Source organism: Janthinobacterium sp. 1L-D-8-B-C4 (genome assembly GCF_057291295.1).
Genome location: NZ_JBXAVX010000003.1, coordinates 86,686 through 103,145 on the forward strand (window position 1 = coordinate 86,686; position 16,460 = coordinate 103,145).

16 protein-coding genes are annotated in these 16,460 nt (G+C 61.6%); 7 read left to right on the forward strand and 9 right to left on the reverse strand.

Going from position 1 to position 16,460, the window contains the following annotated elements; translation table 11 throughout:
* Positions 1 to 72 precede the first annotated feature (72 nt).
* Positions 73 to 285 (forward strand): hypothetical protein, encoded by a 213-nt coding sequence (locus AC0Z42_RS06270; RefSeq protein ID WP_485467386.1) that lies wholly within the window; start codon positions 73 to 75, stop codon positions 283 to 285.
* Between the two features lie 164 nt (positions 286 to 449).
* Here AC0Z42_RS06270 and AC0Z42_RS06275 read toward each other — a convergent pair whose 3' ends face one another.
* Both AC0Z42_RS06275 and AC0Z42_RS06280 read right to left on the reverse strand, forming a co-directional pair.
* Positions 450 to 878 (reverse strand): hypothetical protein, encoded by a 429-nt coding sequence (locus AC0Z42_RS06275; RefSeq protein WP_485467387.1) that lies wholly within the window; start codon positions 876 to 878, stop codon positions 450 to 452.
* 260 nt (positions 879 to 1,138) lie between these two features.
* Complete coding sequence (locus AC0Z42_RS06280; RefSeq protein ID WP_485467388.1) at positions 1,139 to 1,372, reverse strand: DUF3563 family protein; 234 nt, start codon at positions 1,370 to 1,372, stop codon at positions 1,139 to 1,141.
* A gap of 307 nt (positions 1,373 to 1,679) precedes the next feature.
* Between AC0Z42_RS06280 and fucP the strand changes: the two genes are divergently transcribed.
* Positions 1,680 to 2,984, forward strand: coding sequence for an L-fucose:H+ symporter permease (gene fucP, locus AC0Z42_RS06285; protein WP_485467389.1), 1,305 nt, complete (start codon positions 1,680 to 1,682; stop codon positions 2,982 to 2,984).
* Between the two features lie 160 nt (positions 2,985 to 3,144).
* On the opposite strand, the gene AC0Z42_RS06290 is transcribed toward fucP, so the two are convergent.
* The gene (locus AC0Z42_RS06290; protein WP_485467390.1) at positions 3,145 to 4,038 is read right to left on the reverse strand and encodes a LysR substrate-binding domain-containing protein; all 894 of its coding nucleotides are present in this window, start codon (positions 4,036 to 4,038) and stop codon (positions 3,145 to 3,147) included.
* Between the two features lie 151 nt (positions 4,039 to 4,189).
* Here AC0Z42_RS06290 and scpC point away from each other — a divergent pair, with 151 nt between their 5' ends.
* Positions 4,190 to 5,683 (forward strand): succinyl-CoA:acetate CoA-transferase ScpC, encoded by a 1,494-nt coding sequence (gene scpC, locus AC0Z42_RS06295; RefSeq protein WP_485467391.1) that lies wholly within the window; start codon positions 4,190 to 4,192, stop codon positions 5,681 to 5,683.
* 3 nt (positions 5,684 to 5,686) lie between these two features.
* Here the strand turns inward: scpC and AC0Z42_RS06300 are convergent, their stop codons facing one another.
* Positions 5,687 to 6,343: a TetR/AcrR family transcriptional regulator gene (locus AC0Z42_RS06300; protein ID WP_485467392.1), complete on the reverse strand. Its 657-nt coding sequence runs from the start codon at positions 6,341 to 6,343 to the stop codon at positions 5,687 to 5,689.
* Positions 6,344 to 6,400: 57 nt separating this feature from the next.
* Here AC0Z42_RS06300 and AC0Z42_RS06305 point away from each other — a divergent pair, with 57 nt between their 5' ends.
* The 3 genes from AC0Z42_RS06305 to AC0Z42_RS06315 are packed head-to-tail and all read left to right on the forward strand — an operon-like array spanning position 6,401 to position 8,253.
* Positions 6,401 to 6,667 (forward strand): hypothetical protein, encoded by a 267-nt coding sequence (locus AC0Z42_RS06305; protein WP_485467393.1) that lies wholly within the window; start codon positions 6,401 to 6,403, stop codon positions 6,665 to 6,667.
* Positions 6,657 to 7,778 (forward strand): M14 family metallopeptidase, encoded by a 1,122-nt coding sequence (locus AC0Z42_RS06310; protein ID WP_485467394.1) that lies wholly within the window; start codon positions 6,657 to 6,659, stop codon positions 7,776 to 7,778. The genes AC0Z42_RS06305 and AC0Z42_RS06310 overlap by 11 nt, the downstream gene beginning before the upstream one ends.
* A gap of 10 nt (positions 7,779 to 7,788) precedes the next feature.
* Entirely contained in the window at positions 7,789 to 8,253 is a 465-nt protein-coding gene (locus AC0Z42_RS06315) for a CYTH domain-containing protein (protein ID WP_485467395.1), read from the forward strand.
* Positions 8,254 to 8,335: 82 nt separating this feature from the next.
* Here AC0Z42_RS06315 and AC0Z42_RS06320 read toward each other — a convergent pair whose 3' ends face one another.
* From AC0Z42_RS06320 to AC0Z42_RS06340, 5 genes are all read right to left on the reverse strand, one after another.
* Positions 8,336 to 9,589: a DUF2863 family protein gene (locus AC0Z42_RS06320; protein ID WP_485467396.1), complete on the reverse strand. Its 1,254-nt coding sequence runs from the start codon at positions 9,587 to 9,589 to the stop codon at positions 8,336 to 8,338.
* 212 nt (positions 9,590 to 9,801) lie between these two features.
* Entirely contained in the window at positions 9,802 to 12,522 is a 2,721-nt protein-coding gene (gene acnA / locus AC0Z42_RS06325) for an aconitate hydratase AcnA (protein WP_485467397.1), read from the reverse strand.
* A gap of 64 nt (positions 12,523 to 12,586) precedes the next feature.
* Positions 12,587 to 13,126 carry a hypothetical protein gene (locus tag AC0Z42_RS06330; protein ID WP_485467398.1) on the reverse strand — a complete coding sequence of 180 codons (540 nt, stop codon included), beginning with the start codon at positions 13,124 to 13,126 and terminating at the stop codon, positions 12,587 to 12,589.
* Between the two features lie 12 nt (positions 13,127 to 13,138).
* The gene (locus tag AC0Z42_RS06335) at positions 13,139 to 14,137 is read right to left on the reverse strand and encodes an HpcH/HpaI aldolase/citrate lyase family protein (protein WP_485467399.1); all 999 of its coding nucleotides are present in this window, start codon (positions 14,135 to 14,137) and stop codon (positions 13,139 to 13,141) included.
* Positions 14,138 to 14,257: 120 nt separating this feature from the next.
* Positions 14,258 to 15,247, reverse strand: coding sequence for a malate dehydrogenase (locus tag AC0Z42_RS06340; RefSeq protein ID WP_426078304.1), 990 nt, complete (start codon positions 15,245 to 15,247; stop codon positions 14,258 to 14,260).
* 305 nt (positions 15,248 to 15,552) lie between these two features.
* Between AC0Z42_RS06340 and AC0Z42_RS06345 the strand changes: the two genes are divergently transcribed.
* Entirely contained in the window at positions 15,553 to 16,419 is an 867-nt protein-coding gene (locus tag AC0Z42_RS06345) for a GntR family transcriptional regulator (protein WP_485467400.1), read from the forward strand.
* Positions 16,420 to 16,460 lie beyond the last annotated feature (41 nt).

Sequence of the window (16,460 nt, forward strand, 5' to 3'; positions counted from 1 at the left end):
CTCGGCCTGCGGCGAGCGACGGGAGCGGGAAAACTGACTCGAACCAAGTCATCATGCGCTTGAATTTATATTATGTCCACCTGCATTTCAGCGCGCGGGCCAGGCGCACGCCGTTGCCGCAGCGTGCGCCTGGCCCTGGCGCTTGCCTGGAGCGCTGCCCCGTCGTTGCGCCGGCTGGCGCGCCTGCTCGCCGAGCTTGAATACGCCAATCACCCCGGCCAGGTGGTGCGCCTGGTCCTGCAGGCTTTCGGCCGCCGCCGCGCATGGCGCCGGCCAGGCTGGTGACGGCGGCCAGGTTGCCGCTGATGCGCGCTTGCAAGGTGCTCGACACTTCCCGCGCCGAGGTGCGGGCCAGGGCCATTGAGGCGGCCTCTGCGTTGGCGCTGCTCTTGAAGCCAATCACGGCAGCGGTGATGCCCAGGCTAAGGATGATTTGTTGTTTCGAAGCACTACGTTGAGTGTGCGCCATCGGTTGGCTGGCCACGCTCCAGCGCATTGCGCAGCGTCGCCAGCAAGGCCGGCAAGGCTGCGTGCAGTGCCGGCATGGACGCTGTCGCCAGCACGGCCTGCGCTTCGCAATGCCCGGATGGCTGGCCCCAGCGCACCTCGGCGGCAACGCTGGCGTCGCCATCGAGTCCCGACACGTTTACCACCAGGGCCAGCTCATCGGGCTGGTCGTCAGGCACGGCGTCGAGCAGGCAGGAGATGCCGAAACGGTATTCGAGAAAAGCGCCTTGTGTCCCGGTAGAAAACGCAAACACGGAAGCGAGCACCTGCGGCGCGGCCTGCGCCAGCGAAGGCAGTGCGGCCTGGAACAAGGGCAGCAGTTCCGCTTCCATGCACAGGACGAGGGGATGGTGATGGCTGACGACGGTCATGGAGGGTACGGTAGAACCTAAGTAGAATCTCGTAGTAAAACTAGCAAAACTTGGTCATCAAGGCAGAAAATACAGTGATGCGGCGCAACATGAGCGATCTTGCAAGCTTGTTATTTTATCGCCTGCCTAGCCCATCCTGGGCTCAAGCCGGATGGCGAGCAGGATGGTGCTATCGGTATTGTCGCGTACGCGCAAGGCGTGGACAAGGGTGTTGCTGATGTTGTTGCAGATACGTGTACAGCCAGGTATTGCAATGTTGCTTAACGACCCAGGCCGCTCATCCAGCTTGGCTGCGGGTGGGCGCGCGACAGTTCACGCATGCGGTATTCCAGGTCGTAGCGGTCGGTCGATTCGGCCAGGTAGGCTTCTTCGTAAGCACGTTCGCGGTGATCCGGGCTTTGCGACAGAAAGGCGGTGATGCCTTTGACGATATTGGACAGGGTGGCAACGATGTTGTTCGATGGGGTGCTGTGATACATGAAAGTGGTCGACATGGCGGGCTCCGGTTAGTTGGGGTGTAGCAACTGCTGCACCGCAACATAAGTATAGCCCTTTCAAGTTATAAGTACACTTTTGATTTCAAATGTCAGCCATTCAATTATCGAATAATGGGTGTGAAAGCTGCGCGTTTCGGGCCTTTCAGGCATAATGCGCCCACAATGAAGTAGTATTACTACGACACTCAAACACTTGCTGATGTTGTTTTCAGACCTCGACGCTGAATGACCCGCTGTGCGGCGCATGACAGATATAAGGCAAAAGCAAGACAGCGCAATCTGTGGAACTGAAAATGGAGAAGGTATGGAATACGTAAAACAGGGTCAGGGCGCGCGCGCGCCACAGGCCGGTACGCAAAACAATACAGGCGCCCTGGTGATCGTCACGGTGCTGTTTTTCATGTGGGGACTGCTGACATCGTTGAATGATGTGCTGATTCCCCACCTGCGCTCGATCTATACGCTGACCTATGTGCAGGCAATGCTGGTGCAATTCTGTTTCTTTGGCGCCTATGCCATCGTTTCCATGCCGGCCGGCGCGCTGATCAAGCGCATCGGCTACCAGCGCGGCGTTGTCGCCGGCCTGCTGATCGCCGCTGCCGGCTGCGCCATGTTCTACCCGGCGTCCACCGGCAGCTATGCGCTGTTCCTGCTGGCCTTTTTTATCCTGGCAGCCGGCATCACGGTGCTGCAGGTGGCGGCCAATCCGTATGTCACCGAACTGGGTGACCCGCAAACGGCGTCAAGCCGGCTGACCCTGACGCAGGCGTTCAATTCGCTGGGCACCACGGTGGCGCCTACCCTGGGTGGTATCTTGATTCTGTCGGGCACGGTATTGACGGTGCAGCAGTTCGACCTGCTGCCGGCGGCCGAGCAACTGGCTTACCGCGCCAAGGAAGCGGCTGCCGTACAGGGTCCATACCTGGCGCTGGCCGCCACCCTGGTGGTGCTGGCGGTGCTGTTTGCGCTGGCCAAGCTGCCAACGATTTCGCATGCGGACGATGAGGCCGAGTTGGACCGCGACGGCCACAAGGTATCGATCTGGTCGCACCGCCACCTGGTGCTGGGCGCAGTCGCCATCTTCCTGTACGTCGGTGGCGAAGTCAGCATCGGCAGCTTCCTGATCAACTTCCTGGGCGAGAGCCATATCGCCGGCCTGACGGCTGCCGACGCCGCGCATTTCGTCAGCTTCTACTGGGGTGGCGCAATGCTGGGCCGTTTCATCGGTTTTGCGGTGATGCGTTATGTCAGCCCGGGCAAGACCCTGGCCTTCAACGCCGCCATCGTGATCGCGCTGATCCTGGTGGCCGTGTTTGGCACCGGCCACACCGCGATGTGGGCATTGATCGCCGTCGGCCTGTTCAATTCGATCATGTTCCCGACCATTTTCAGCATGGCGCTGAACAAGCTGGGCGCGCAAACCGGCCAGGGTTCGGGCATCCTGTGCATGGCCATCGTCGGCGGCGCCATCGTGCCGTTCATCCAGGGCTTCCTGGCCGACCATATGAACTTGCAACTGTCGTTCCTGGTGCCGGCCCTTTGCTACACCTTCATCCTGTACTTCGGCTGGAAATACGCCAGCATGTATAACGATGCGGCTGTGAAATAAGCGCGTAGGTCGGATTAGGCCCTTCGGGCCGTAATCCGACATCACCACCGGCCGAGCCAACAATGTTGTCGGATTACGGCCTGCGGCCTAATCCGACCTACGCCACTTACAATCACGCATGCAATAACGAGAAAGGTGGCCTCGGCCACCTTTTTTGCATTCAGGGCTCGAACGCCGTGCCCAGCACGTCCTGGCATACGGCCAGCCAGGCGCGCGCAGCATGCGACAGATAACGTCCATTCCAGATATGCGCCACCTGCCAGGTCAGCTCAGGCTCGACGATGCGCACCGCCGCCAGCGGTACACCAGCCAGCCGGTGCATGAACGGTTCCGGCAGCAGCGCCACGCCCAGGCCGGCCGAGGCCATGGCGACCAGCCAGTCCCACTGGCCGCTCTGGGCGGCAATCGCCGGCTCGAAGCCGGCCAGCGCAAACTGCTGGCGCAGGCTGCGCGTGAGCGCAAAATCGTCTCTCAAAAGTACCAGCGGCAGATCGCGCAGGGCCTTGAACGGCAGGCTGGTGCGCTGCTGCTGGAAGGTGCCCGGCTCGGCCAGCGCCCAGATGGGATAGCTGGCGATCTGCACCGTCACCAGGTCCAGTTCGGGATCGGCCGGCAGCACCGTCATGCCGATTTCCAGTTCACCCGCCGCCACCTTGCGCTCGATCTGCTGGCCGGTATCTTCCTGCAATGTCAGCTTGACCTGTGGGTGGCGCGCGCGGAACGCCTTCAGCACGGGAGTAAACAGCAGATTGATCATCGGCGGGATGCCCACCGTCAGGCTGCCGCGCGCCAGCGCCTGCGTGTCGCGCACTTCCAGGGTCAGCTGGCGCATGCTGGCCAGCATTTCCTGGCCGTGCTGGTAGACGATGCGGCCGGTGTCGGTCAGGCTCAGCTTGCGCCCGTCGCGCACCAGCAGCTGGGCGCCGACCTCGTCTTCGAGCTGGCGCACCATCTTGCTGATGGTCGATTGCGTCAGGTGCAGCGATTCGGCCGCCTGCGTAAAGCTCGACAGGCGCACGGTTTCCACGAAATAGCGCAGGGAACGGATATCCACAATAAGTATCGCTTTGTCAAAGCATGAAAATTGCGACTGGATATGCCGCCATTAATTCATGCCATGCATGTGTCCCGGATTTTATACTGAAGCCACTTATCGTGCTGATGTATAAGCGCCATCCATTTCAAGAATAACCAGGAGTCTTTCGATGTATCAGGATCGCATACGCCACCCGGGCCTGCTCGATAAAATCATGAGTGCCGATGAGGCCGCCAAGTTGTTCCGCACCGGCATGCGCGTCGGCATGAGCGGCTTTACGCGCGCCGGCGACGCCAAGGCCTTGCCGCGCGCGCTGGCCGAGCGCGCCCGCACGGAACCACTGAGCTTGACCCTGATCACCGGCGCTTCGCTGGGCAACGGCAGCGATGGCCTGATGGCCGAGGCCGGCGTGCTGGCGCGCCGCATGCCGTTCCAGGTCGACCCGGTGTTGCGCGGCAAGATCAACTGCGGCGAAGTGATGTTCATCGACCAGCACCTGTCGGAAACGGCCGAGCAACTGCGTTCGGGCAACCTGGCTGCGGTCGATATCGCCGTCATCGAGGCGACCGCGATCACGGCCTTTGGTGCCATCATCCCGACCATGTCGGTCGGTAATTCGGCCGCGTTTGCCCAGCAGGCCAGCCAGGTGATCATCGAGATCAACCTGTCGACGCCGCTGGCGCTGGAAGGCTTGCACGACATCTATATCCCGCAAGCACTGCCAGGGCGTGAACCGATACCGTTGAGCCGCGTCGACCAGCGCCTGGGCGGCACGGCGATTGCCATCGACCCGGCGCGCATTGCCGCCATCGTCATCACCGACAGCCCGGACAGCCCGTCGAACGCCTTGCCGCCGGACGCGCAAACCCAGGCGATTGCCGGCCATGTGATCGCCTTTTTGCAAGGCGAAGTGGCGGCCGGGCGCATGGGGCCGGAATTGCTGCCCTTGCAGGCAGGCATCGGCACCATTGCCAACGCCGTGCTGCACGGCCTGATCGGCTCGCCCTTCCGCAACATGACGATGTACTCGGAAGTGCTGCAGGACAGCGCCATCGAATTGCTCGATTCGGGCCAGCTGGCGTTTGCCTCGGCCTCGTCGATCACCCTGTCGGCCGGCGTGCACCAGAAGCTGATGGACAATATCGACCATTACCGCGACAAGATCGTGCTGCGCCCGCAAGAGATCAGCAACCACCCCGAGATCGTGCGCCGGCTCGGCATCATCGCCTTGAATACGGCGCTGGAATTCGATATCTACGGCAACGTCAATTCCACCCACGTCTGCGGCACGCACATGATGAACGGCATCGGCGGCTCGGGCGACTTTGCGCGCAACGGGCAGGTATCGATGTTTGTCAGCAAGTCGGCCGCCAAGGAAGGGCGCGTGTCGAGCGTGGTGCCGATGGTCTCGCACGTGGACCATACGGAACACGACGTCGATGTGCTGGTGACGGAGTGGGGCTATGCCGACCTGCGCGGCCTGGCGCCGCGTGAACGGGCGCCGTTGATCATCGAGCGCTGCACCCATCCGGACTACCGGGCGCAGCTGCGCGCCTATTACGATGGCGCCTGCCAGCGTGGCGGCCATACGCCGCATATCCTGGAGCAGGCGCTGTCATGGCATGCGCGCTACCAGGAAAGCGGCAGCATGCGGCAAGACTAGGCGCTACGGCTGGAAGCGCAGCCGTATGCCTTCCGTCATTACCGCCAGCAAGTCGTCCAGGTGCTCGTCGGGCGCCAGATGGGGCGTCCAGGGGTCGCCTTCATCCATCACGATGCGCAGCGACACCAGGCCGTGCAGCGATTGCCAGAAGATCTGCGTCATCGCGTGCTGCGCCGCTTCGCCCGCGCGGACCTGGCCGCTGCGCGCCAGTTCGCCGAACAGGTGCAGCGCGTAGGCGTACGGGTCCTGCTCGATATTGCCGTGTTCGACCTCCACTGCGGCGATCTCCGCATGCGGCCGCAATTCCATGAACAGCAGCGCGTATTCGTCGCGGTGGCGCAGGCCGTATTGCACATAGGCGCGCCCCACCAGGTCGATGCGTTCCCAGGCGCTGGCGCCGGTTTCGCTGGCGCTGCGCATGGCGTGCACCAGCGCCAGCAGGTCCTTGTCCATGGCCTGGCCGATCAGGGTGGCCTTGTCGCGGAACAGGGCGTACACCACGGTGGTGGAAAAACCGGCTGCTTCGGCCACCTTGCGGATCGAGACGGCGCGTGCGCCGCCTTTCTTGATGAGGTCCTTGACCACGGCGATGATATGTTCCCGGCGCGCCTGCGCTTCACGCAGTTTTCTTTCCTGGATATTGCTTAACTTCTTGTCCACACTCTTTCCTGTTGATTCACAAAAAAAAGGAATTATAGGGTGCAGCAGGGGCCTGGAATGTTTCCAGCCTTGTTACAAAAGAGTTTTTTACATGCTTGTTTTCATCGCTGGCCGATTTTTTGCGGCGCGGCGATGAACTTTGCCAACAATGCCCTTGAATGGTGCAAAAAATCGCTGGCCAGGCTAGGCGAATCAGGGCAAAGGGCGGAAAATGGCGGGATCGCTTACACTGCAGTTTTACCGCTGCGGCATGCTCCAGAAGATTGCGCCGCAGCACTGACAACGGCTTTATATATCTCTACGGGATCGTTACATGACCATTAAAATCAGCCAGAACTTCGACTCCGGCGCCATCGAGGTGGTGAACGCCGCCAGCTTTGATGCCATCGACCTGAAGTTGCGCAAGGATAGCCACGCCGACATCCACCAGTGGTTCCATTTCCGCCTGCAAGGCGCGCGCGACCAGGCTTGCACCTTGCGCTTCCTGAACGCCGGCCAGGCCACCTATCCAGCCGGCTACGAGGGCTATCAGGCGGTGGCCAGCTACGACAGCGAAAACTGGTTCCGCGTGCCGACCGCCTTCGATGGCCAGGTCATGACGATCACGCATACCCCGGAACTCGACAGCGTGTATTACGCCTATTTCGAGCCGTATTCGTGGGAACGCCATCTGCGCTTGCTGGGCGAAGTGGCCGAGCATCCCTTGGCGCGCGTGTCCGACCTGGGCAGCACGGTCGATGGCCGCGACATGAACCTGGTGACCATCGGCAACCCGCAGGCGGAAAAGAAAATCTGGATCATCGCGCGCCAGCATCCGGGCGAATCGATGGCCGAATGGTTTGTCGAAGGCCTGATCGATTCCCTGCTCGACGACGCCAACCCGATCGCGCGCAAATTGCTGCAGCGCGCCGTGTTCCATATCGTGCCGAACATGAACCCGGACGGTTCGATCCGTGGCAACCTGCGCACCAACGCGGCCGGCGCCAACCTGAACCGTGAATGGATGACGCCGTCGCTGGCCTCCAGCCCGGAAGTGCTGTGCGTGAAGAACAAGATACACGAAACCGGTGTCGACATGTTCTTCGACATCCACGGCGACGAAGCGCTGCCGTACAACTTTGTGGCTGGCAACGAGATGCTGGAAAACTTCACGCCGGCCCAGGCCGCGCACCAGAAAGCCTTCATCGAGCGCTACAAGCAGGCCAGCCCCGACTTCCAGGACAAGTTCGGCTATGCCGCCAGCAAGTACAAGTCCGACATGCTGACCTTGGCCTCGAAATATATCGGCCACCATTTCAGCTGCCTGGCGCTGACCCTGGAAATGCCGTTCAAGGAAAACGCCGACCTGCCCGACCCAAGCGTGGGCTGGAACGGCGCACGCAGCGCGGCGCTGGGTGCGGCAATGCTGCAGCCTATCCTGCTGTCGCTCGACTGAGGGCGTGATCATGGGCGTCGAGATCGAACGTAAATTCCTGCTCGCCAACGATGACTGGCGCGAACTGGCCGACCCGGAACTGCTGCGTCAGGGCTACTTGTCGTCCACGCGCGAACGCGTGGTGCGCGTGCGCATCGAGGGGCATCATGCGATGCTGACCATCAAGGGGCCGAATGTCGGTGCCAGCCGGGGCGAGTGGGAGTATGCCATCCCGCTGGCCGACGCCAACGAACTGCTCGACGGCCTGTGCGAGCAGCCTTTGATTGAAAAATACCGGCGCCGCATCATGTATGCAGGCATGGTGTGGGAAGTCGATGAGTTCCTGGGCGCCAACTTCGGCCTGGTAGTGGCCGAGATCGAGCTGCACTCGGAAGACCAGCCGTTTGAAAAGCCCGACTGGATCGGCGAGGAAGTATCCGATGATGCGCGCTATTACAATGCGAACCTGATACGCCATCCGTATTCGCAGTGGTAATGCGGCTGCTTTGAACGTAAAAAAGGCGGAACCTCGGTTCCGCCTTTTTTTTGTCATGCGCTAACGGTGTTGTCGGCCAATTTCAATGAAAATGCTCGGTGCCCTGTGGCGTATCTTCCGGCATTTCCGCATGCGCCAGCTCGCCAACCGGGTCGGCAAACAATGGCGCGCCGCAGTCGTCGCAGTATTCGCCCACGAAACGCTCGGCATGGCGCTTGATCTGCGTGATGCCGGCCGCGTTCAGGTGTTCGATGATTTCATCGACGGGGGTCTTCTGCTTGTCGAGCGCGGCGATGCCGACCTGGATCAGGCCTTCGATTGGCGTGCCGTCTTCGTCTTCCTGGCCATACAGCGGCCAGACGATGCCGTAAATCACTTCCGGCGCCTGGCGCAAGGTAAACGCGATGCGATATTCGTCGACCTGGCCGTCGGCCGACTCTTCGCCGAAGCCGGCGATCACGGCGCGCAGTTCCGACGGCTCGATCGCCAGCGTATGCGTCAGGTAGTGCACGGCGGCGCGCACCGAGACCGGGCGGATCAGCTTGTCGGCTTCGCGGCAGGCCACGTAATACGCTTCGGGCAGCAGCAGTTCCAGGCCGCAGCCGGGCAGCAGGCGGGCAATCGTCGGCGTGGCCTGCACGCGCCACTGGTCGAGCGCCGCGCTGCGTTCGATGATGAAGTCGTTCTGCAGCGCCGGCACCTGCCAGCGGAACAGCGGCGCACCTGCGGGCGCCACCACCGCCACCAGCAGGTAGCGTGTGTCGGCCAGGAAAGGCGCCGTTTCCGGCTCCTTGCTTGACGGCTTGAGGGTCGAGCCTTTCAGTGCAGCCTGCGCCAGCTTTTGCGTCTTGGCATAGGTTTCGACATGGCTGCGCGGCAGCTGATCGATCGAGTACAGGGTCGGCGCCATCGCCATCTTGGTGCCGTCGGCCAGCAGATGGGCGGCAAAATGCGCCGACAGCACGCCGTGGGCGTCGCCAGCCATCGGGCCGGAGGCGATCGAAAAGCGCGTCCAGGCCAAGATCGGCACGGCCACCAGCAGCGCGTCGTAGCGCACGTCTTCATGCACAATGACGGTACTTTCGCTGACGGCTTCGACGCCGTCCATCAGCACGTCATAGGCGTTCAGGTCTTCCTTGAACAGGTTGCCAAGGGTGTTGTCGATGGTGTCCTGATGACCGGTCTTGAGTAACTTCTGGAGCTGTGTATCCAGGCTGTGTTCCCAGGACCGCTCTTCGAGACGGCTCGCTGCCTGGACGATCGCCTGGGCAAAGGTGACCAGGCGCTGGCTGTCGGCAGTCAGTTTATGAGATGAATCTTTTGAAGGACGACGCATAACGGGATAAGAGTCTCGGAAAGTGAAAAAAATGGATCAGTCAAACAATGATAACCCTTATAACCGTATTGTAGAGGATAAGCCCACACAGGTGACAAGCTGACTGCAGATCATGGCATTTGCTTCAATTTCAAGTCTTGAAACGAAAAGCGAAACCAAAAAAAACGCCGGTCGAAACCGGCGTTTTGTTCAGTACGCTACAGCTGCATGGCTTATTCAGCCAGCAGCTGGCGCAGCACGAATGGCAGGATGCCGCCGTGCTTGTAGTAATCGACTTCGATCGGGGTGTCGATGCGCAGCAGCACGGCCACTTCCTGCGAGCTGCCATCGGCGCGGTGGATCACCAGGGTTGCCAGTTGCTGCGGTTTGATCTCGCCTTCCAGGCCCTTCAGGTCGAACGTTTCCTTGCCGGTGATGCCCAGCGTCTGCACGCTGTCGTCGCCGATGAATTGCAGCGGCAACACGCCCATGCCGACCAGGTTCGAGCGGTGGATGCGCTCGAACGAGCGGGTGATCACGGCTTTCACGCCCAGCAGCTGGGTGCCCTTGGCGGCCCAGTCGCGCGACGAGCCGGTACCGTACTCTTCGCCGCCGAACACCATGGTTGGCGTGCCTTCGGCAACATACTTCATGGCTGCGTCGTAGATCGACATTTCTTCGCCGGAAGGCTGGTGGATCGTGATGCCGCCTTCGACAGCCGAGCCGTCGGCCTTGGCAGGGATCATGCGGTTCTTGATGCGCACGTTGGCAAACGTGCCGCGCATCATGATCTCATGGTTGCCGCGGCGCGAACCGTAGGAGTTGAAGTCCGCTTTCAGGACGCCGTTTTCCTTCAGCCATTTGCCGGCCGGGCCGTTTTCCTGGATCGAGCCGGCTGGCGAGATATGGTCGGTGGTGATCGAGTCGCCGAACACGCCCAGCGCACGCGCGCCTTCGATGCCGGTGGCCACTGCCGCTGGCGTCATCGAGAAATTGTCGAAGAACGGTGGTTCCGCGATATACGTCGATTTAGGCCAGTTGTAGACCTGGCCGGAAACCGTCGTGACTTTTTCCCACAGCTTGCCTGGCGCGCCCTTGACGTCGGCGTAGTTTTCCTTGAACACCTTGGCGTTCATGGCGAACTTCATCATCGCCGACACTTCAGCCGAGGTCGGCCAGATATCGCCCAGGTAGACATCCTTGCCGCCCTTGCCCTTGCCAACCGGTTCGGTCATCAGGTCGCGCGTCATGTTGCCGGCAATCGCGTAGGCCACCACCAGCGGCGGCGAAGCGAGGAAGTTCGAACGGATGTTCGGGTGGATGCGCGCTTCGAAGTTGCGGTTGCCCGACAACACGGCTGATGCGACGATGTCGTACGTGGCGATCGCCGCGTTCAGTTCCGGCGTCAGGTCGCCGGCATTGCCGATACAGGTGGTGCAGCCGTAGGCGGTCACGCCGAAGCCGAGTTTTTCAAGGTACGGCAAGAGGCCGGCGGCGGTCAGGTATTCGGTGACGACGCGCGAGCCGGGCGCCAGCGAGGTCTTGATGTGCGGTGCCACTTTCAGGCCCGCTTCGACGGCTTTTTTTGCCAGCAGGCCGGCCGCCAGCATCACGCTCGGGTTCGAGGTGTTGGTGCACGAGGTGATCGCGGCAATCAGCACGTCGCCGTTCGACACTTTCAGGCCGTTGGTGGTTTCGTATACGGCAGCCAGGTCAGCCGGATTCTTGTTGAAGCCGTTTTCGCTGGTCGGCTTGGCGAACAGCTCGGCGAAGTTGGCCTTGACGTTGCCGATTTCGATACGGTCCTGCGGGCGTTTCGGGCCGGCCAGCGATGGCGCGACCGATGCCAGGTCCAGTTCCACCACGCGGGTGTAGTCGATCTCGCCGGCTTTTGGCACGCCGTACAGGTTCTGCGCCTTGAAGTAGCCCTGGAAGGCGTCGATTTCAGCCTTGCTGCGGCCGGTGCCCTTGAAGTAGTCGATGGTCGCGTCGTCGACCGGGAAGAAGCCCATGGTGGCGCCGTATTCCGGTGCCATGTTGGCGATCGTGGCGCGGTCGGTCAAGGTCAGCGACTCGGTGCCTTCACCGAAGAACTCGACGAACTTGCCGACGACTTTCTCTTTGCGCAGCAGTTCGGTAATCGTCAGCACCAGGTCGGTGGCGGTGCAGCCTTCGCGCAGCGCGCCCGACAGGTTCACGCCGATCACGTCCGGCGTCAGGAAGTACACCGGCTGGCCCAGCATGCCGGCTTCGGCCTCGATGCCGCCCACGCCCCAGCCGACCACGCCGATGCCGTTGATCATGGTAGTGTGCGAGTCGGTGCCGACCAGGGTGTCAGGGTAGTACACGTCGCCGGCTTTCTTGCCGGTGCTGTGCACGCCGCGCGCCAGGTATTCCAGGTTGACCTGGTGCACGATGCCGAAGCCCGGTGGCACCACGCCAAAGGTATCGAACGCCTGCATGCCCCATTTCATGAACTGGTAGCGCTCGTTGTTGCGCGAGAATTCCAGCTTCATGTTCAGGTCCAGCGCTTTCTTTTCGCGGTAGTGATCGATGGTGACCGAGTGGTCGACCACCAGGTCGACCGGCACCAGAGGCTCGATCTTCTTGGCGTTGATACCCATCTTGGCGGCCACGTTGCGCATGGCGGCCAGGTCGGCCAGCAGCGGCACGCCGGTGAAGTCCTGCAGCACCACGCGCGCCACGACGAACGGGATCTCGTCGGTGCGTTCGGCGGTCGGACCCCAGTTCGCCAGTTGCCTGACGTGTTCTTCGGTGACCTTCTTGCCGTCGCAGTTGCGCAGCACCGATTCGAGCACGATGCGGATCGACACCGGCAGGCGCGAGACATTAATGCCCAGGCTTTTTTCCAGTGCGGGCAGGGAGTAGAACTGTCCCTTTTTGCTGGCTGAAATCGTAAAGTCCTTGAGCGTGTTCAAAGTGTTGCTGGGCATGACCTCTCCTTGTTGGGTATCGTCTGGGTATTGATTATTCGGGTGCAAAACATGACTGCTGACATCAGCCGCCGGCAGGCTTGACTACGCCCAGCGACACCGGCGCTTCGGCCGCCACCGTCGGCTTGGCCTGCTCCGCATCCTTGCATTCATTGGCCAGCTGGCGGTTCTGCTTGGAATCGAGCAGCATGCCTTTGGCCGGGATGCCGATCCAGATCAGTCCGTACAAGCGGTTTTCAAAACGGTGGGCGCCGGTGGTGGTGCCGACACGGCTCAGGCGATGCAGCCGCTTTTGCCAGCGCAGGGCGATGTGAGAGTCATCGGTGGCGTTGCTGTAGATGGTAATCTTGTTACCAAGCTCGCAATTGAATTCGGTGGTGGCCGAGCCGGTGGTATCCGGTTCGTCGGCTTCTTCGTTTGGTTCGGCCGGCATGGCGACCGGTTTCTCGGCCTTGGGCTTGGCCGGCGCCTTTGCCTTGGCCTTGGTGGTCTTGACGGTTTTGGCCTTGGCCTTGGTGTCGGTGGCGGCGCTGGCCGGCGCCAGGGCCAGCGTCATGGCGCCCAGCGCAACGCTGCAGGCCAGGGCTAATTTGGAGAGGGACATCGTGCTTTCCTGTCAGTTTTCGGTGGTGCCGGTCAATGGCGGATTCAGTAATGCGGCGGCCGCCTCGGGCAGGCCAAGGCCCGCCAGCTTGGCGCGTTGCAAAACGGTCCAATAATATCGGTAGCTGGCGCGGTCATGCAAGCGGCCATTCTGCGCGATCGGTCCCCAATTGGCGCGCAGCGCCTCGTTGAGGATGTTGCTGGCTTCATTCACCTCGGACAGGCGCGGCGTGAAGGCCTTGATGATGGGCTTGATCTGGTCGGGGTGGATGCTCCACATGCGCGTGTAGCCGAACTCGGCTGTCGCTCGCTGGGCGTCGTTGGCCACCACGGCCGAATCGCGCACGTCGGTGGTGACATTATGCGACGGCACCTTGCCATGGGCGTGGCAGGCGGCCGCTACTTCGAGCTTGGCGCGCACCACCAGCGGATGGGTGAACTGGCCCGGCGTGCGCATCGCCGCGGCCGGCACGGCGCCGTAGTGGGACGAAACAAAATCCATGATGCCGAACGACAGGCATTCGACCTGCGGCAGGGCGGCGATCGCGTAGGCGTCGCGCAGCGCGCCGTGGGTCTCGATCAGGATATGCACCGGCAGGTTGTCGCGGCCGGCGCGGCGCGCATGCAGGTTGATCAGCTCGATCGCCAGCATGGCGTCCTGCACGCTGTTGACTTTCGGCACGGCGATATAGGCGATGCGCTGGGCGGCAGCGCAGACGATTTCCACGTCGCGCGCGAAAAACGGGCTGTCGACGTCATGTACGCGCACGCCGATGCGGTTGAACTGGTTGGCGTCGCTGGCCAGCAGTCCGGCGACCATCTGCGCATGGGCTTCTTCATTGCCGGCGCTGGCGCCGTCTTCGCAATCGAAGGTGATGTCGAACAAAGGACCAAGCTCTTGTTGCAAAGCAATCGATTTACGCATCAGCTTTTCGGAGCCGGCATAGTGGTCGCAAGCGGCGAGCAGCAGCGGCTGGCGTTTGCCCTGGAATAAAACCTCGGAAGGGTGCATGCTTTAAGGCATCTCTACTGATGAAAACTGCTTGATAAAACGGCCGCGCCGCGACATGCGCGGTGCGGCCTTGATGGCGTGCGACGCAGTGTACACCGCGCCGCCGGAACTGCAGCGGACTTAAGCCAGCAGGTGTTTCACGCCTTCGCGTTCTTCGGTCAGTTCTTTCAGGGTCAGGTTGATGCGCTCTTGCGAGAATGCATCGATTTCCAGGCCTTGAACGATGGTGTATTCGCCGTTTTCGGTGGTGACAGGGAAGCCGAACACGGTGCCTTCAGGAATGCCGTACGAACCATCGGACGGTACGCCCATGGTGGTCCACTTGCCGGCGGTGCCCAGCACCCAGTCATGCACGTGGTCGATGGCGGCGTTCGCTGCCGACGCTGCCGACGACAGGCCGCGCGCTTCGATGATGGCCGCGCCGCGCTTGCCGACGGTAGGCAGGAAGGTGTTGGCGTTCCATTCCTGGTCGTTGATCAGGTCTTTCACGGCCTTGCCGTTGACGGTGGCGAAACGGTAGTCAGCATACATGGTTGGCGAGTGATTGCCCCACACGGTCAGCTTCTCGATGTCTTTTACGGCGGTGCCGGTCTTGGCTGCAACTTGCGACAGCGCGCGGTTGTGGTCCAGGCGCAGCATGGCGGTGAAGTTTTTCGCTGGCAGCGACGGCGCCGATTTCATGGCGATGTAGGCATTGGTGTTGGCAGGGTTGCCGACCACCAGCACTTTCACGTTGCGCGAAGCGACGGCGTCCAGGGCCTTGCCTTGCACCGTGAAGATCTGCGCGTTCGCTTCCAGCAGGTCCTTGCGTTCCATGCCAGGGCCACGCGGACGGGCGCCAACCAGCACGGCCACGTCGACATCCTTGAAGGCGGTCAGCGGATCGGAGTGGGCGGTCATTTCGGTCAGCAGCGGGAAGGCGCAGTCGTCGATTTCCATCATCACGCCCTTGAGCGCTTTCTGGGCTTTTTCGTCGGCGATTTCAAGCAATTGCAAGATGACTGGCTGGTCCTTGCCGAGCATGTCGCCATTGGCGATGCGGAACAACAGGGCGTAGCCGATCTGGCCGGCGGCGCCGGTCACTGCAACACGCATAGGGGTTTTTGCCATGATGAATCTCCAAAAATGGGAAAGAAAACGGGCTTGTAGCCGGGCTTACGCTTGTTCGGAAAAACTGTAATGATACCAAAACCGGCTCTCGCCATCGAATTGACGGTGGTGTGCGCCGCTGCGCCCTTGCCGTTACATGCCAGAGTGGCTGGCCAACAACAATAAACGCCGTTATCACAGTTTTATCGGGGGCAGTGTAGGCCTCCGATTTACATCTGTCAATCCTATCTTATGTCTTATATAAGACAGATAACCGTGGGTGTTTTACTGGACGCGGGCAGTGATTTGTGTTGAAATGTCGGACTATGAATTCCGCCTCGTCCAATCTGACCAACAATGCCACTGCTGCAAGCGGGGCGGTCAGTCCGACCGCGGGCGCACCGGCCACGCCGAATCCGCCTGCTGCTGCCATGACGGCTGCCCCACCGGCACCCACCCCCGCTGCAACCACCGCTTCGCCCACCTTCAGTCCGCTGTACCAGCAGATCAAGGCGCTGATTACGCAAAGCCTGCAGTCGGGCGAGTGGAAGCCGGGCGAACTGATCCCCAGCGAAGTCGAGCTGGCCGGCCGTTTCAAGGTCAGCCAGGGCACGGTGCGCAAGGCGATCGACGAGCTGGCGGCCGAAAACCTGGTCATGCGCCGCCAGGGCAAGGGCACGTTTGTGTCGACCCACCACGAAGCGCGCGCGCATTTCCGCTTCCTGCGCCTGGTGCCTGACGAAGGCGTGCCGCATTACCCCGAAAGCAAGTTCATCGAAGTCAAGCGCGTGCGCGCGCCGGCCGACGTGGCGCGCCTGATGGAACTGAAATCGGGCGATGCGGTCATCTTTATCAAGCGGGTGCAGTATTTCGACGGCGTGCCGACCATTGTCGAAGAGCTGTGGCTGCCCGGCCTGATCTTCAAGGGCCTGACGGCCGAGCGTCTGGTGGAATACAAGGGACCGATGTATGGCCTGTTCGAAACCGAATTCGGCACGCGCATGATACGCGCCTCCGAGCAGATCCGTGCAGTGTGCGCCGATGCGGGCGCGGCCCAGTTGTTGAATATCGAGGCAGGCACGCCCTTGCTCAGTTCCGAGCGCGTGTCGTTTACGTACGGCGACAAGCCGGTGGAATTGCGCCGTGGCCTGTACCTGACCAGCCGCCACCATTATCAGAATGAACTGAGCTGAAGCTGCGGGGCGCCGTGGCGCCCGGACAAGCGGACAGGCTC

Bases quoted from the DNA above. Each gene is read 5' to 3' on its own strand.
- AC0Z42_RS06345 (WP_485467400.1), top strand. From the start codon at position 15,553: ATGAATTCCGCCTCGTCCAATCTGACCAACAATGCCACTGCTGCAAGC.
- fucP (WP_485467389.1), top strand. From the start codon at position 1,680: ATGGAATACGTAAAACAGGGTCAGGGCGCGCGCGCGCCACAGGCCGGT.
- AC0Z42_RS06270 (WP_485467386.1), top strand. From the start codon at position 73: ATGTCCACCTGCATTTCAGCGCGCGGGCCAGGCGCACGCCGTTGCCGC.
- acnA (WP_485467397.1), bottom strand. From the start codon at position 12,522: ATGCCCAGCAACACTTTGAACACGCTCAAGGACTTTACGATTTCAGCC.
- AC0Z42_RS06330 (WP_485467398.1), bottom strand. From the start codon at position 13,126: ATGTCCCTCTCCAAATTAGCCCTGGCCTGCAGCGTTGCGCTGGGCGCC.
- scpC (WP_485467391.1), top strand. From the start codon at position 4,190: ATGTATCAGGATCGCATACGCCACCCGGGCCTGCTCGATAAAATCATG.
- AC0Z42_RS06305 (WP_485467393.1), top strand. From the start codon at position 6,401: ATGTTTCCAGCCTTGTTACAAAAGAGTTTTTTACATGCTTGTTTTCAT.
- AC0Z42_RS06320 (WP_485467396.1), bottom strand. From the start codon at position 9,589: ATGCGTCGTCCTTCAAAAGATTCATCTCATAAACTGACTGCCGACAGC.
- AC0Z42_RS06275 (WP_485467387.1), bottom strand. From the start codon at position 878: ATGACCGTCGTCAGCCATCACCATCCCCTCGTCCTGTGCATGGAAGCG.
- AC0Z42_RS06340 (WP_426078304.1), bottom strand. From the start codon at position 15,247: ATGGCAAAAACCCCTATGCGTGTTGCAGTGACCGGCGCCGCCGGCCAG.
- AC0Z42_RS06315 (WP_485467395.1), top strand. From the start codon at position 7,789: ATGGGCGTCGAGATCGAACGTAAATTCCTGCTCGCCAACGATGACTGG.
- AC0Z42_RS06280 (WP_485467388.1), bottom strand. From the start codon at position 1,372: ATGTCGACCACTTTCATGTATCACAGCACCCCATCGAACAACATCGTT.
- AC0Z42_RS06310 (WP_485467394.1), top strand. From the start codon at position 6,657: ATGACCATTAAAATCAGCCAGAACTTCGACTCCGGCGCCATCGAGGTG.
- AC0Z42_RS06335 (WP_485467399.1), bottom strand. From the start codon at position 14,137: ATGCACCCTTCCGAGGTTTTATTCCAGGGCAAACGCCAGCCGCTGCTG.